This is a genomic window from Amycolatopsis sp. NBC_01480 (genome assembly GCF_036227205.1).
Classification (GTDB): domain Bacteria; phylum Actinomycetota; class Actinomycetes; order Mycobacteriales; family Pseudonocardiaceae; genus Amycolatopsis.
In genome coordinates this window covers 4,730,424-4,745,535 of the sequence record NZ_CP109442.1, presented here as the reverse complement: position 1 = coordinate 4,745,535, position 15,112 = coordinate 4,730,424, and the positions used below count along the sequence as shown (strand labels likewise).

Annotated in this window: 12 protein-coding genes; 2 read left to right on the top strand and 10 right to left on the bottom strand. The window is 71.1% G+C overall.

Annotated elements, in window-relative coordinates; genetic code table 11:
* From OG371_RS22855 to OG371_RS22815, 9 genes are all read right to left on the bottom strand, one after another.
* Positions 1 to 1,443 carry an EboA domain-containing protein gene (locus tag OG371_RS22855; RefSeq protein WP_329072382.1) on the bottom strand — a complete coding sequence of 481 codons (1,443 nt, stop codon included), beginning with the start codon at positions 1,441 to 1,443 and terminating at the stop codon, positions 1 to 3.
* Positions 1,440 to 2,297: an SCO3242 family prenyltransferase gene (locus OG371_RS22850; RefSeq protein ID WP_329072380.1), complete on the bottom strand. Its 858-nt coding sequence runs from the start codon at positions 2,295 to 2,297 to the stop codon at positions 1,440 to 1,442. Before OG371_RS22850 ends, OG371_RS22855 begins: the two co-directional genes overlap by 4 nt.
* 32 nt (positions 2,298 to 2,329) lie before the next feature.
* Positions 2,330 to 3,487, bottom strand: a complete 1,158-nt coding sequence (locus OG371_RS22845; protein ID WP_329072378.1) for an inositol-3-phosphate synthase — start codon at positions 3,485 to 3,487, stop codon at positions 2,330 to 2,332.
* Positions 3,488 to 3,556: 69 nt separating this feature from the next.
* Positions 3,557 to 4,708 (bottom strand): Gfo/Idh/MocA family protein, encoded by a 1,152-nt coding sequence (locus OG371_RS22840; protein ID WP_329072376.1) that lies wholly within the window; start codon positions 4,706 to 4,708, stop codon positions 3,557 to 3,559.
* A gap of 40 nt (positions 4,709 to 4,748) precedes the next feature.
* Entirely contained in the window at positions 4,749 to 5,804 is a 1,056-nt protein-coding gene (locus OG371_RS22835) for a substrate-binding domain-containing protein (RefSeq protein ID WP_329072374.1), read from the bottom strand.
* Positions 5,805 to 5,844: 40 nt separating this feature from the next.
* Entirely contained in the window at positions 5,845 to 6,855 is a 1,011-nt protein-coding gene (locus OG371_RS22830; RefSeq protein ID WP_329072372.1) for an ABC transporter permease, read from the bottom strand.
* Positions 6,852 to 8,354 carry a sugar ABC transporter ATP-binding protein gene (locus tag OG371_RS22825; protein ID WP_329072370.1) on the bottom strand — a complete coding sequence of 501 codons (1,503 nt, stop codon included), beginning with the start codon at positions 8,352 to 8,354 and terminating at the stop codon, positions 6,852 to 6,854. Before OG371_RS22825 ends, OG371_RS22830 begins: the two co-directional genes overlap by 4 nt.
* The gene (locus tag OG371_RS22820; RefSeq protein ID WP_329072369.1) at positions 8,351 to 9,646 is read right to left on the bottom strand and encodes an ROK family transcriptional regulator; all 1,296 of its coding nucleotides are present in this window, start codon (positions 9,644 to 9,646) and stop codon (positions 8,351 to 8,353) included. Before OG371_RS22820 ends, OG371_RS22825 begins: the two co-directional genes overlap by 4 nt.
* Positions 9,647 to 9,871: 225 nt before the next feature.
* Complete coding sequence (locus OG371_RS22815; protein ID WP_329072366.1) at positions 9,872 to 11,074, bottom strand: ROK family transcriptional regulator; 1,203 nt, start codon at positions 11,072 to 11,074, stop codon at positions 9,872 to 9,874.
* 163 nt (positions 11,075 to 11,237) lie between these two features.
* Between OG371_RS22815 and OG371_RS22810 the strand changes: the two genes are divergently transcribed.
* The gene (locus OG371_RS22810; RefSeq protein WP_329072365.1) at positions 11,238 to 11,801 is read left to right on the top strand and encodes a TetR/AcrR family transcriptional regulator; all 564 of its coding nucleotides are present in this window, start codon (positions 11,238 to 11,240) and stop codon (positions 11,799 to 11,801) included.
* Between the two features lie 120 nt (positions 11,802 to 11,921).
* Positions 11,922 to 13,148: a cytochrome P450 gene (locus OG371_RS22805; RefSeq protein WP_329072364.1), complete on the top strand. Its 1,227-nt coding sequence runs from the start codon at positions 11,922 to 11,924 to the stop codon at positions 13,146 to 13,148.
* Here the strand turns inward: OG371_RS22805 and OG371_RS22800 are convergent.
* Entirely contained in the window at positions 13,142 to 15,085 is a 1,944-nt protein-coding gene (locus tag OG371_RS22800; RefSeq protein ID WP_329072362.1) for an acetoacetate--CoA ligase, read from the bottom strand. The two genes, OG371_RS22805 and OG371_RS22800, sit on opposite strands and share 7 nt — an antisense overlap.
* Positions 15,086 to 15,112 lie beyond the last annotated feature (27 nt).

Sequence of the window (15,112 nt, the reverse complement as noted above, 5' to 3'; positions counted from 1 at the left end):
CTAACGACCTTCCTCAAGCAGCTTCACGGCGTCGGCGGGCACGTCACGGCCGGCCGCCTGGCGTTCGTCGGCGAAGTCGGCGAGCATCCTTCGCAGCTCGTCGTCCGCGCGGGCTTCGAGACTCGCGACGGCGGCGAGCGGGACGCCCACGAAGACGCACTTCAGCACCCCGTGCCGCCACGCGTGCGGCTCCAGGTGACGCGCCGCGAAGGCGCCCATGGCGGCGGCGACCAGCCGGGTGTCGTTGGCGCGCAGGGCTTCCGCGACGATCCGGGCTCCGGCCGCGCTGATCTTGCCCTCGATCACCCCGTCCTCGACGAGCTGGTTCAGCCCGCGCAGGACGCCACGCCGCTCGGCGTCGTCGCCGTACCGGTACAGCTCCCCCAGCTCAGCCGCCAGTTCGTCGGCCGAAAGCTGCCGCGCGAGCACGGTGATCAGCCGGGCCCGGGCCTGATCGTCGACGGTGCCGCCGACCAGCCCCTGCGGATCGGTATCAGGCTCCAGCGGCGCGCGGCCGACCTCGCGGCCGACGGCCGGGAACAGCGAGCCGATCACCGACGGCTCCTCCCGGATCCGGCGTTCGGCCCGGCCCAGCCACGTGTCCGGCGGGGTTTCCTCCGGCCGCGCCGCCCGCAGCGCCTCGATCGCCCGCCGCGCGACGTCCGGCGCGGCATGGCTGTGGCGGGGCAGCTCGACCGCGGCCAGCCCGGTGTAGCCGATCTCGTCCAGTGCGGCGAGCGTCGCGGGCAGGTCCAGCTGTCCCTCGCCGAACTCCAGGTGCTCGTGGACGTTCGGGACCATGTCGTCGAGCTGCACGTTCCACAGCAACGGCCCGGCGAGGCGGATGCACTCGGCCGCGTCAGCAGGTTCCACGGCAACGCAATGCCCGACGTCGAGCGTGACGCCGAACAGCTCCGGCTCGCCGAGTTCCTGGCGCAGGTCCAGCACCTGGCTCAGGTGCTGCACCAGGTGCCCGGGCTCGGGCTCCATGGCCAGCCGGACGTTCAGCCGTTCCGCGTGTTCCAGCACCGCGGCCAGCCCGGCCCGCAGCCGCACCCAGGCCACATCGACGTCCACTGTGGACACCCCGGACCAGAACGAGACGCAGTCCGCGCCGAGGTCCGCCGCGATCCGCAGGGCACGGGCCAGGAAGTCGATCCGCGGCTCGGGCTCGTGCGAAAGCAGCGTCGGCGAGTGCTTGTGCCACGGGTCGAGCAGGTAGCGCGCGCCGGTTTCGATCACCACGCGGTTCAGGCCGAGCGCGGAAAGCCGGGCGGCGACGTGGTCGACGCGCTGGGCCAGATCGTCGGCGAACGGGTCGAGGTGATCGTGGTCCAGGGTCAGCGCCACGCCGGTGTAACCGAGGTCGGCGATCACCGCGAGCGCGTCGTCGAGCCGGTGGTTCGAAAACCCGTTGGTGCCGTAACCAAGGTGGAAGGTCATGTCGGGCTCACCTTCCGCGACAGCCGGCGCGCGATCGGCAGCGCGGCCGCGACCAGCGCCGCGCCGAACACCGACCGCTTGGCCGCGAGCGAGGCCTGCAACGGGACCATGCCGTGGATGCCGGTTTTGGTGGCGTGGCGGACCATCTTGGCCGAGGGGTCGCGGATGGCGTCCGCCTGCGCCCGGCCGACGAAGCCCGCGTAACCCGAGCCCGCGGCCACCGACAGCAGCCGGTTCCACCGGGTGCACGCCGGGCCCGAGACTGCCAACGTTGTCGCCACACCGGTGGTGGCGAGCGCGGCACGGGCGGTGTTCGGGTTCGCGCCGTGCACCTCGCCGGTGGACAACGCGGTGACGCCGAGCGTGTGCACGCCGACCGCCGCCGCGGCCGTCACCGCCCGCCGGGTTTCCCCGCCCGCGCCGAGCAGAACGTCGAGCGTGCGGCAGACCGCCATCGCGAGCGGGCCGGCCGGGGTCGGCTTGAACACGGTGTCGTACGCCCACACCGACGCCGCGAGCGGGACCGCCACGGCCATCCGCCCACCGCCGAGCGCGGCCAGCCCCAGCCCGGCCGCGGTCAGCGCGGCCCCGGTGCCGAGGGCCGCGCCGGCGCTCACCCGGCCGGACGGGATCGGCCGCTCGGGCCGTTCCACGGCGTCGAGTTTCCGGTCCGCCCAGTCGTTGAGCGCCATCCCGGCCCAGTAGAAGGCGACCGACGAAAACGGCAGCAGCAACCGCCGTCCACTCAGGCGTAATCCGGCGGCAGCGGAGCCGGCGACGGTGTCACCGAGCACGGTCAGCGCGGCCGGCGCGCGGACCAGCTGCACGTAATCCTTGAGCGCAGGGCTTTTCACCGCTGCGACCGGCGCGGGGACCTCAAGAATCTTCACAGGGTCGCCGCCCAGTCCGTCAGCCGACGGGTCTGCTCGGCGAACCGGTGCTCGTCGCTGCCCAGCGGGTCCTTGAAGAAGAACCCGAGTTCGGTCAGCACCCCGGTCTGTCCGGCCGCGTGCGCCGCGCCCACCAGCCGGGCGAGGTCGAGGATCAACGGGGCCGCGAGGGCCGAGTCGTAACCGGTCCAGGTGAACTGCAGGCTCATCCGCGCGCCGAGGAAACCCTCGAAGGACACGTGGTCCCAAGCCGTTTTGACCTCGCCGAGGTCGGGCACGTTGTCGATGTGCAGCGGCGCGGTGACCTCGTCGCCGAGCAGCGCCGCCAGCCCGCGGGCCTTGGATTCGAGCTTGCTGCCGACGGTCACCGGGTCGGCCAGCGTCTCGCCGTCGCCGCCGCCCAGCAGGTTGGTGCCCGACCACGAGCGGACCTTCAGCGCCCGGGCCGAGAACATCGGCGCGAGCACGGTGCGGAGCAAGGTTTCGCCGGTCTTGCCGTCACAACCCGCGTACGGAAGTCCCTCTCGCTCGGCGAGTTGTTGCAACGCAGGCAGGGTGATCCCGGCGGACGGCGTGAACCCGACGTACGGGCTGCCCGCTTTCAGCGCCGCGTACGCCGAAAGTGAGCTGGGCGGAAGGACGGCGCGAGCCGGGTCCGCCAGTGCCTGCTCAAGCGCGTCGAGGTCGTCGTGCTCGGGCAGGTGGGGGCACGGGGCCTCGGTGGAGGAAATGTCGATCACCACGACCCGGGCGAGGTCGTGCCGGACGGCGAAGTCCCGGATGTCCGCGGAAAGCCGTTCCGCCGCGTCGGCCTGCGCGCCCGTGTGCGTCGCCGGGTGATAACCGTCGCGGATCTCGGCGTCCACCTCGGCCAGCCCGGCCCGGACCGCCGCGAACACCGCGTGGCCGAGCACCCCGGCGCCGGCCAGCTGCTCGGCACGCTTCTCCAGCGGGGTGGCGACGATGTCGTGACCGCCGAGGACCAGGTCGTCCCAGCCGGGCAACGGCACACCGGCGAACGCGGGCAGCTCGGTGACACAGCCGGTCGGCCCGGCCACTCCCGCGCGCAGGGCCAGCAGCCCGGCCGTCGCGGTCGTGGCGACCGAGCCCCTCGCTCCTACCAGCCAAAGGCCGGTGCGCTCCTGAGCAGGCATAACCTCCACCTTTCCCTGCGCCACGTCGGTCTCGTGAGTGTTTATGACGGTTCTAACCGTCATAAACACTCACGAGCTGTTAACGGCGGTCCAGCGCGCCTCTTCGGCCGCGCTCCGCTCGACCGCGTCGAGCACCCGCTGGACCCCCAGCCCGTCCTCGAACGACGGCGCCGGGTCGGTGCCTTCGCCGATCGCGGTGAGCAGGTCGGCGACCTCGTTGGTGAACGTGTGCTCGTACCCGAGCAGGTGCCCCGGCGGCCACCACACCCCGACGTACGGGTGCTCCGGCTCGGTGACCAGGATCCGGCGGAACCCGGCCTCGGTCGAACGCCCGGTGCCGTCGTACCAGGACAGCTCGTTCATCGATTCGAAGTCGAACGCGAGGCTCGCCTTCGACCCGTTGACTTCCAGCCGCATCGCGTTCTTGCGGCCCAGCGCGTACCGGGTCACCTCGAAGTTCGCCACCGCCCCGCCGGAAAGCCGGCCGAGGAACAGCGCGGTGTCGTCGACCGTGACCTGCCCCCGGCCGCCGTCGCCGTCCGGCCGCTCCGGCACAAAAGTGTTCGTCAGCGCGGAAACCCCGGTGATCCGCTCGCCGGTGACGAACTGGGCGGCGTCGACGATGTGCGCGCCGAGGTCGCCCAGCGCCCCCGAACCGGCCTTTTCCTTGCGCAGCCGCCAAGTCATCGGCGACTGTGGGTCGGACAGCCAGTCCTGCAGGTACACCGACCGCACGTGCCGGATCTCGCCGAGCGCCCCGCTCTCGACCAGGTGACGGGCGTGCGCGAGCGCAGGCACCCGGCGGTAGTTGAAGGCGACCATCGAGCGGACGCCGTGTTCGCTGGCCTTCGCCGCCGCCGCGGCCATCGCCTCGGCCTCGGCCAGGGTGTTGGCCAACGGCTTTTCGCAGAGCACGTGTTTTCCCGCTTCGAGCGCGGCGATCGCGATCTCGGCGTGGCTGTCGCCCGGGGTGCAGATGTCGACCAGGTCGACGTCGTCGCGGGTGATCAGCGCCCGCCAGTCCGTCTCGACGTCCGCCCAGCCGAACCGCTCCGCGGCGGCCTTCGCCCGGCCTTCGTCGCGACCGCCGAGCACGGCGAGTCTCGGGATCAGCGGCGTCTCGAAGAACCGGTGGACGTTGCGCCAGGCGTGCGAATGCACCGCACCCATGAACGCGTGGCCCACCATGCCGATCCCGATCGTTTCCCTGGCCGTGCTCATGCCCCTCCTCGAATCCGCTGGCGTTTGCCGGGTAACCGCGTCAGGAGTCGAAGCCGACGTCCAGGTACTGGTCGACGTTCTCCTTGGTGACCACCGCGGAGTACGTGGTGATCTCGGACGGGATCTCGTGCTCGGCGAAGTCGCCCACGCCCTTGTTCTGGCCGAGCAGCCGCGCCAGCACGATCGCCGACGAGGCCATCGACGGGCTGTAGAGCACCGTCGCCTTCAGCGGCCCGGAGTCGGCCTTGATCAGGTTCATCGCGTTTTTCGAGCCGGCGCCGCCGACCATCACGAACTCGCTGCGGTTGGCGTTGCTGAGCGCCGCGACCACGCCGACACCTTGGTCGTCGTCGTGGTTCCACAGCGCGTCCAGCTTGGGCGCCGACTGCAGCAGGTTCGAGGTCTGCTGCTCGCCGGACTCCGGCGTGAACTGCGCGGAGACCCGCGGGCCGACCTTGAAACCCTGACGGGCCAAGGCATCCCGGAAGCCGCGGCTGCGGTCCTGGGTCAGCGGCAGCGAGTCGATGCCCGCGACCTCGCCGATGATCGGGTTCGTGAGGTTCTTCGCCTTCATCTGCTGCGCGACGTAACTCCCGGCGTTGACGCCCATCCGGTAGTTGTCGCCGCCGATCCAGGTGCGGTACGCCAGCGGGGTGTCGAACACGCGGTCCAGGTTGATCACCGGGATGCCGGCGTCCATCGCCTGCTGCCCGGCGGCGGTGAGTGCCTTGCCGTCGAACGGCAGGATCACCAGCACGTTCACCTTGGCGTTGATCAGCGTCTCCACCTGGGAGATCTGCTGGTTGACGTCGTTGGTGCCCTCGGTCGCGTTGAGCGTGACCTCGCTGAACTTCCCGGCCTGCGCGCGGGCGTTCTTGGTCATCGCCGCCATCCAGCCGTGGTCGGCGGCAGGCGCCGAGAACCCGATGGTGACCGGGGTGCCCGGCTTGCTGTTGTCACCGGCGTTCGCGACGTTGGCGCCCGCGTTCTCCTGCGCCGGGGCCTGGTTCGAGGTGCAGGCGGTGAGCAGCGCACCGGCCCCGACGGCCGCACCACCGAGCAGGAATCTGCGGCGGTGCAAGGATTGTTCGGTCATGACGGCTCTCCATCCACGGTGACTACGGGCTCGTCGGTGTTTACGGGTGCGGTGTCTTACGAGAACGGAACTGCAGCAGCGCGGCCAGGACGATGATCACGCCCTTGGCGATGTTCTGGATGTCGGTGTCCAGGTTGTTGAGGGTGAAGATGTTCGACAGCACGGTGAAGATCAGCACGCCGATCAGGGTGCCGATGAGCGAGCCGCGGCCGCCGGTCAGCAGCGTGCCGCCGATGACCACCGCGGCGATGGCGTCGAGTTCGTAGAGCATGCCGTTGGTGGAGGCGCCCGCGGTGGTGCGCGCGACGACCATCAGCGCGGCAATTCCGCAGCACAGCCCGGCGACGCCATACACGAGCGCGGTGTGCCGTTTGACGTTGATGCCGGCCAGCCGCGAGGCCTCCGCGTTGCCGCCGACCGCGTACGTGCGGCGGCCGAAGGTGGTGCGGTTCAGCACCACCCAGCCGACGGCGAACACCAGCGCGAACATCCAGATCAGCACCGGGATGCCGAGCAGGCTGCCGCGGAAGAAGTCGAGGAAGCCGGCGTCCGCGACCACCTGCGTCCGGCGTCCGCTGATGCGCTCGGCGAGCCCGCGGGCCGCCACGTACATCGCCAGCGTCGCGATGAACGGCACGATCTTCCCGTAGGACACCAGAATCCCGTTGACCAGCCCGCAGCCGAGCCCGACCAGCACCCCGCAGAGGACCATCACGCCCGGCCCGTAGGACTGGGTGGCCAAGGTGGTCAGCCAGACGCTGGAGAGCGCGACGATGGACCCGACGGACAGGTCGATCCCGCCGCTGATGATCACGAACGTCATGCCGACGCTGACCACGCCGATCGCCGCGGCCAGGCGCAGGATCGTCGAGATGTTGCCGTCGGTGAAGAACTGGTCCGGCCGGGTCAGCTGGCCGACCAGGCACAGCACCACCAGCACCCCGGTCAGCCCGAGCAGCCGGGGATCGGCTCGCCAGGCGAACCGTTTCCGCTGGGGGGACAAGGGCTTCCCCGGGTCGGTGACCCGGACCGACTCGGCTTGATCCGTCATGCCGCACTCCCCTCGAGAATCACGTCGAGCACGTCCGCCTCGGTCAACTCCGCGGACGGCCTCGTCGCCAGGACACGTCCTTCACGCAGCACCAGCACCCGGTCGGACAGTCCGAGTACCTCGGGGATCTCGCTGGAGACCAGCACGATCGCCACGCCCGTCGCGGCCAGCTCGCTGATCAGCCGGTACAGCTCGGCGCGCGCGCCGACGTCGACCCCGCGGGTCGGCTCGTCCAGCAGCAGCACCCGGCAGCCGCGGACCAGCCAGCGCGCGAGCACCGCCTTCTGCTGGTTGCCGCCCGAGAGCGTGCGGATGATCCGCTTCGGGTCGGCGGGCCGCAGGTCCAGGCGCCGCAGGCTTTCCCCGGCGTCGTCGAGTTCCCGCGACCGGTCGGTGAACCCGAGCTTCGCGTACCGGCTGAGGCTGGCCAGAGTGACGTTGTAGACGACGGGCAGGTCCAGCAGCAGGCCCTGGCTCTTGCGTTCCTCCGGGGCCAGGCCGATCCCGGCCTTGACGGCGGCGGAGACACTGCCCGGCCGGACCGTTTTCCCGTCCACGGTCACGGATCCCGAGTCCGGCTTGCGCGCGCCGAAGATCGTCTCGAGCAGCTCGCTGCGGCCGGAGCCGACCAGTCCGGCGATGCCGACCACCTCACCCGCGTGGACGGTGAGGCCGATGTCCTCGAACTCGCCCCTGATCGTCAGGTGCTCGACTTTCAGGACTTCGGTGTCGCGGTCGATGTGGGCTTCGTGCCGCAGGCCGAACACGGTCTCGACCTTGTGCCCCGCCATCAGCCGGACGAGTTCGGACGTCGGCGTCTGCTGCGCGTCGAGGTCGGTGGCCACGGTCTTGCCGTCCTTGAGCACGGTGACCCGGTGCCCGATCCGCCGCAGCTCCTCGAGCCGGTGCGAGATGTAGACGATCGCGACGCCTTCCGCGGTCAGCTCCCCGACGATGCGGAACAGGTTGTCGACCTCTTCGCCCGCCAGCGCCGCGGTCGGCTCGTCCATCACCAGCAGCTTGGCGTCGTAGGCCAGCGCCCGGGCCATCGACACCAGCTGCTGGCCGGCGGCGGACAGCGTGCCCACCTCGGTCGACGGGGTGATCTCGGGATGCCCGAGCCGGGCGAGCAGTTTCGCGGCCAGGCCACGGGATTCGCCGATCTTCGTGAAGCCGAAGCTGGCGCGCTCGCGGCCGAGGAAGATGTTGTCGGCGACGGAAAGCCCGGGCACCAGGTCGAGTTCCTGGTACATCGTGGCGATGCCGATCTTCAGCGCGGCGACCGGCGAGGCCAGCGTCACGGGCTCGCCGCGCCAGGTGATCTCGCCCTCGTCCGGGGTGTGCGCCCCGGCCAGCACCTTGATCAGCGTCGACTTGCCCGCGCCGTTCTGGCCCAGCAGGCAATGCACTTCGCCGGGCTCGACGTCGAAGTCGACCCCGTCGAGCGCGCGCACCCCCGGGAAGGTCTTCACGATTCCCCGAACGGACAGCAACGTCATGCCGGCGCCTCCTCGGTGCTGCTGGTGGGCGAAGAACTCGGGGCGAAGCCGGCCAGCGTCGGGTCGGCGAACAGCCGTTCCGTGGCCAGGTGCGCGGCGCCACGCAGCGCGGCGGTGGTGCCGAGCGGCGACGGTTCGATCCGGCAGGAGGGCTCGTGGCCGAGCGGGCGGGCGGACAGCTCGCGGCGCACCGGCTCGACCAGCCAGCGGCCCAGCGCGGCGAAGTAGCCGCCGAGCACCACCACGTCGGGGTCGAGCACGTCGACCACGGTGACGACGGCAACCCCAAGCGCCACACCGAGTTCCGACACCGCGGCGACCGCGCGCTGGTCCCCGCGCTGCACCCGGTGCTTGAGCAGTCCGACCCGGCCGTCCACGCCCAAAGCGGGATCGTGCAACGGATCCCCGGGCGCGGCCGCGGCCCGCAGCACGGCGTTCAGCCCGGCCTTGGTCTCGAGGCAGCCGACACGGCCACACGGGCACTGCTCCCCGGACGGGTCGACGGTGATGTGCCCGACCTCGCCGGCAAATCCTCGGGCCCCGCGCAGGATCGAGCCGCCGGAGACGAGCCCGCCGCCGACGCCCATCCCGCCGCTGAGGTAAAAAAGCTCGGCCACGCCCGCGCCGACGCCCGCGACCGCTTCGCCGACCGCGCCGAGGTTCGCTTCGTTGTCCACCACGACGGCGTCGGCGGTCAGGCCCAGCCGCGCGGCCATCAGGTCGGCGATCTCCGCGTCCCGCCACCGCAAAGTGGGCGCGAACCGCAGCACGGCCGCGGCCGAGTCGACCAGCCCGGGCACCGAGACGGTGACCCCGACCGGCTGCTCGCCGGCCAGCACCTGCCCGGCTAGGAAGGCGAGCTCGTCCATGCTGCGGTGGAGGCCGAGCGCGGCGACGTCGGCGGTCTCGGTGCGCTCGGCGATCACGCGGCCTTCGAGATTCGTGACCACGGCGGAGAACCGGTCGGCCTCAACGCTCAGTGCGAGCCCGTACGCGCTTTCTGCGTTCAGCTCGACCAGCTGGCTCGGCCGGCCGTTGCCCCCGGCGAGCAGCCCCGCCGCGCGGACCAGCCCGCGGCCGGACAGCTCGGTGACCAGCCCCGAGACCGCGGCCTTGGTGATCCCACACCGGGCGGCGAGCTGCGTGCGGGACAGCGGGCCGCCGCGCAGCGCCCGCAGCAGCGCCGCGAGGTTCGCCGTGCGTGGGCTCGGCGCGTCCCGCTGCAGCGCTGCGAGGTTCGCCGTGCGAGGGCTCACCGGCGCGTCCTGCTGCCCGGGATCGGTCGCGGCCACACTGCCCCCACTTACGACTCAGCCGTAACAAACTTTGTTACTTAGCAAGCGAAAGTAGGGTGAGCCCAGTCACCCGTCAAGGTGACAACAGGACAGAAACCTCCCCATTCACCCGAATAGCCGTCCGATTTGTGGCGAACTTTCGGTTAGAGAGTGCAAAAGTGTGTACGAAGTTGACGTTACTGACAGGATTCAGATCGCTGCTCAGGGTGTCACGAAGGGCCTTCAGCTACTGAGTGTGAAGGCCCGATCAGTGGCCGACCAGGCCGCTCCGATGACCCCGGCGGTGTCGCCGAGCTCGGACAGCACGATCGGGAGGTTGCCGGTCGCCAGCGGCAGTGAGCGCCGGTAGACCGAGCTGCGGATCTCGGCCAGCAACTGGTGCCCGAGCTGGGCCACGCCGCCGCCGATCACGACCATGCCCGGGTTCACGAAGCTCACCAGCGACGCCACCACCTGGCCCAGCCGGCGTCCCCCGTCACGGATCAGGTTGACCGCGCCGAAGTCGCCCGCGGCGGCCGCGAGCCCGACGTCCCGCGCGGTCACCACACCACGGTCCGCGACCACGTCGGCGAGGTAGGCCGAACGGCCGCTGCGCGCGAGCGTCAGCCCGTCGCGGGCCAGCGCGGCCCCGCCGAAAAACGCTTCGAGGCAGCCGACCTCGCCGCACGCGCAGGTCGGCCCGTAGTCGTCGAGCCGGATGTGCCCGATGTCCCCGGCGGTGCCCGCGACGCCGCGGTACACCTTGCCCTCCAGCACGATCCCGCAGCCGATCCCGGTGCCGATCTTGACGAACACCAGATCGTCGATCGACCGCGCGACCCCGGCGTGCCGCTCCCCGAGCGCCATCGAGTTGACGTCGTTGTCCACCGCGACCGGGCAGCCCAGCAGGCCGCCGAGGTGATCCCGCACGGAAAACCGGTCCCAGCCCGGCATTATCGGCGGGGCGACAGCCATGCCCTCGGCGAAGCTCACCGGCCCGGGCAGCCCGATCCCCGCGGCGATCAGCTTGCCCGGCGTGTCCTCGCGGATCTTCGCCGCCAGCTCGCCGACGCGCTGCAGCACCACGTGCGGCCCCTGCCGGACATCACAATCCTCGATGGTGTGCGCCAGCACCTCACAGGACGCGTCGGTCATCGCCACCCCGACCGACGTCGCGCCGACGTCCACCGCGAGCACCCGCAGATCCCCGGCCAGCCGCACCAGCGTCGAGCGGCGCCCGCCCCGGCTCGCCGACGGCCCGGCCGTCTCGACCAGCCCGACCTCACCGAGCCGCGTCACCTCGGCCCCCACCCGCGCCCGCGGCAGCTCCAGCCGCTCCCCCAGCTCCACGCGGGACATCGGCCCCTCGTCGCGCAGCAGGGTGAGCAGCTGGGTCTGGTGCCGGGTTTCGACCATCGGATGCTCCGTGGTGGATGCCGTGCTCATTCAGCCGAGCCTACGGCGTTCCCCGGGGAGCAGCCTTGGCGAGTGTTGGGGCCCTTCAGGAAGCGCGAGGTCCGGGCGGGGAGTGGCCGGGCCACCCGGCGATTACCCGGTAAGGTCGGTTCCCGCAGGTGAGACCCCCAGTACCGGCGGAAGGAGAACCGCGATGGCGTCGGGCAGCACGTCGTTCCCCACCCGGCGCGCGGCGGCCGCGCGCAACCGCGACAAGATCCTCGACGCCGCCCGGGAAGCGTTCGCCGACCCCGCTGCGGAGATCTCGATGGCCGAGATCGCCCGGCGCGCCGACGTCGGCATGGCCACCCTCTACCGCAACTTCCCCGGACGTCAGGAACTCCTCGAAGCCCTGTACGCCGACGAGGTCGACGCGCTCTGCGAGGCGGCGGGCGAGGACGCGCCGAGCCCGAGCGCGGCCCTCGTCAACTGGCTGCGCCGGCTCTTCGCCTTTGTGCCCGGCAAACGCCTGATCGTCTCGGAGCTGCTGGAGCACACCGGCCCCGGCAGCCCGGCCATCCACGGCAACCGCGACCGCGCGCTCGCCGCCGGCCGTCCGCTGCTGACCGCGGCGCAGGACGCCCGCGAGGTCCGCGACGACCTGACCCTCGAGCAGCTCTTCGACCTGATCGCCGCCATCGCCAAGATCCACGGCGATCCCGACTACCTCGAGCCGATCTTCCAGACCATGCTCGACGGCCTCCGCCGGCCGGCCTGACCCGCCGGGCCGGCCCGAAGCGCCGCAACCCGGCCGACAGCGGCGTCAGAGCCGTATCAGCCGGATGTCAGGCCTCTCCGCGATGGTGCTTCCAACACACCACCACGAGAGGAACACCCCATGAGTCAGCCGGTTGGCATCCCGCAGGGCCTCCCGATGGAGCGCAACGCGGGCCCGTTCGACCCTCCCCGCGAGATCACCGGGCTGCGCGCGGCCCGGCCGGTCTCCCCGATGGCTTTCCCCGACGGTCACCAAGGCTGGCTCGTCACCGGCTACGACGCGGTCCGGACGCTGCTGGCCGACACCCGGTTCAGCTCCCGCCAGGACCTCGGCATCATCCACGTGCCCTTCGAAACCCCCGGCATGCCCGTGCAGACCGAGCCGTCCCCGCAGACGCCGGGCCTGTTCATCAGCATGGACCCGCCGGACCACACCCGGCTGCGGCGCAAGCTCACCGGCGCGTTCACGGTCAAGCGGATGAAGCAGCTCGAAGAGCAGATCATCGAGATCGTGGAGGGGCAGCTGGCGGCGATGACCGAGCTGGCCCCGCCGGTCGACCTGGTCAAGGAGTTCGCGCTGCCGGTGCCCTCGCTGGTGATCTGCGCGCTGCTCGGCGTGCCGTACGCCGACCGCGAGAACTTCCAGGCCAACTCCACCAAGTTCCTGGAGAAGGATGTGAAGCTCGAGGAAAAGATGGCCGCGTACGGCGCGATGACGACATACCTGGCCGAACTGGTCATGGGCAAGCGCGCCGAGCCGGGTGAGGACCTGCTGTCCGATCTGGCCCGTGATGAGGACCTGAGCATCGAGGAGCTGGTCGGCATGGCCTTCCTGCTCCTGCTCGCGGGCCACGAAACCACCGCGAACATGCTGTCGCTGGGCACTTTCGCGCTGCTGGAGCACCCCGATCAGCTGGCCGAGCTGCGGGCCGACCGGGAGCTGTTCCCGGACGCCGTCGAGGAGCTGATGCGTTATCTGTCCGTTGTGGACGTCAACTACCGCTACGCCACCGAAGACCTGGAGCTCGGCGGCGAAACCATCCCCAAGGGCTCCACTGTGGTCGTCTCGATGCTGGCCGCCGACCACGACTCCGGGCGGTTCGAGGACGCCGACACCCTCGACATCCACCGCAAGGCCCGCGGCCACCTGGCTTTCGGCCACGGCGTCCACCAGTGCCTCGGCCAGCAGCTGGCCCGCATCGAGATGCGCGCCGGTTTCGAGGGCCTGCTGCGCCGCTTCCCGACCCTCGCGCTCGCCGTGCCCGCCGGCGAGGTGCGGCTCAAGACCGACATGAACATCTACGGGGTCCACGAGCTGCCGGTCACCTGGACGGAAACGGCTCAGTAGTCCCGATGGGCCACGCCGAATTCGTGGTACCAGCCGAGCAGGCCCGGCTGGTCGATGCTGCCGGGGTCGGCCACCGTGGCCGGGTCGTCCCCGCGCAGCAGGCGTTTGACCGGGACTTCCAGCTTCTTGCCGGTCCGGGTGTGCGGGATGCCCGGCGCCGCAACGATCTCGTCGGGCACGTGCCTCGGCGAAGCACCGTGACGGATCGCCTCGCGGATCCGCTCACGGAGCGCTTCGTCGAGGACCACGCCGTCGGCCGTCGTCACGAACAACGGCATCCAGTACTCGCCGCCGGCCAGTTCGACGCCGATGACCAGCGCCTCCTTGACCTCGTCCAGTTCCTCGACCGGGCCGTAGATGTCGCTGCTGCCCATGCGGACGCCGTGGCGGTTCAAGGTCGCGTCCGAGCGGCCGTGGATGATCACCGAGCCGCGGCCGGTGATGGTGGTCCAGTCGCCGTGGCGCCAGACGCCGGGGAAGGTGCCGAAGTACGCGTCGCGGTAACGGCTGCCGTCCGGGTCGTTCCAGAACCGCACCGGCATGGACGGCATCGGGCGGCGCACGACCAGCTCGCCGACCGCGTCCCGCACGGGTTTTCCGTCCGGCCCCCACGATTCGAGCGCCACGCCGAGGCACGCGGCCGACAGCTCGCCCGCCCACACCGGCGTGGTCGGCGAGGCGCTGACGAAGGCCGTCACCACGTCGGTCCCGCCGCTGCTGGAGACCACCTGCACCCGCGGCCCGACCTCACCGGCGACCCAGTCGTACAGGTCGGCCGGCAGCGGTGACCCGGTGACACCCAGGCGCAGCAACGCTTCCAGCTCGCGGAACCGGACGCCGGCCTTACGGCAGGAGGCCAGGTAACCCGGGCTGGTGCCGAGCACGGTGACCCGCAGGCGCGCGGCCAGCTCCCACAACGCGTCCGGGCGGCCGAACGCGGGGCTGCCGTCGTAACACACCACCGTCGACCCGACCAGCAGCGAGCCGACCAGCGAGTTCCACATCATCCAGCTCGGCGTGGTGTACCAGAGGATGCGGTCGGACGGCCCGAGGTTGTGGTGGAAGGCGAACTGCTTCAGCTGCTCGACCACCACCCCGCCGTGCCCGTGCACCATCCCTTTGGGACGCCCGGTGGTCCCGGAGGAGAACAAGACCCAGAGCGGGTGGTCGAACGGGACCGGCACGGGGTCCATTCCTGCGTCACCACCGGCGGCCGACGACCAGGAAACCGCGCCGGGCACCGAATCCGCGTCGTCGATGACAATGGTGGCGGCCAAGGTCGGCAGCGCAGCGCGCAAGCCCGCGACGTCTTCGGAACGGTCGATGAGCCGGCCGCCGTGCTGGGACCGGGTGGCGGTGAACAGTACGGTCGGCTCCAGCTGCGCGAACCGCGCTTCGGCGGCCGATCCGACGTAGTCCAGACCGCAGACCGCCCAGATCGCGCCGAGGCTCGCGGTGGCCAGGAACGCCACCATCGCCTCGATCGAGTTCGGCAGATAGCCGACCACCCGGTCGCCCGGCCGCACGCCCAGCCCGCTCAACGCCGCGGCCACCGAACCGACCTGACGACGCAGCTCACCCCAGCTCACCTCGACCGGAGCGCCGGTTTCGGCCACCCCGATCGCCGCGATCCCGGCGTCGTCCCGGCCGCGGAACACCTCGGCCGTGTAGTTCAGCGTGCTGCCCGGAAACCAGACGCTGCCCGGCATCTCTTCGCGCGCCAGCGCGGGCTGGCCCTGCGGGCGGGCCGGTAAGCCGAAGTAGTCCCAGACCGCCGACCAGAAGCCGTCGAGGTCCCGCACCGACCAGTCCCACAGCTGCTGGTACCCGCCCGTCAGGTCGTGACCGGTGCGCGCCGAGGCGTACCGCGCGAAATCGGTGATCCGGGCCTGCTCGACCTCGGTGTCGGACGGGACCCACGACGGCTGCGTGCTCATGACGTCTACCACCGGCCCAGTCTCGCC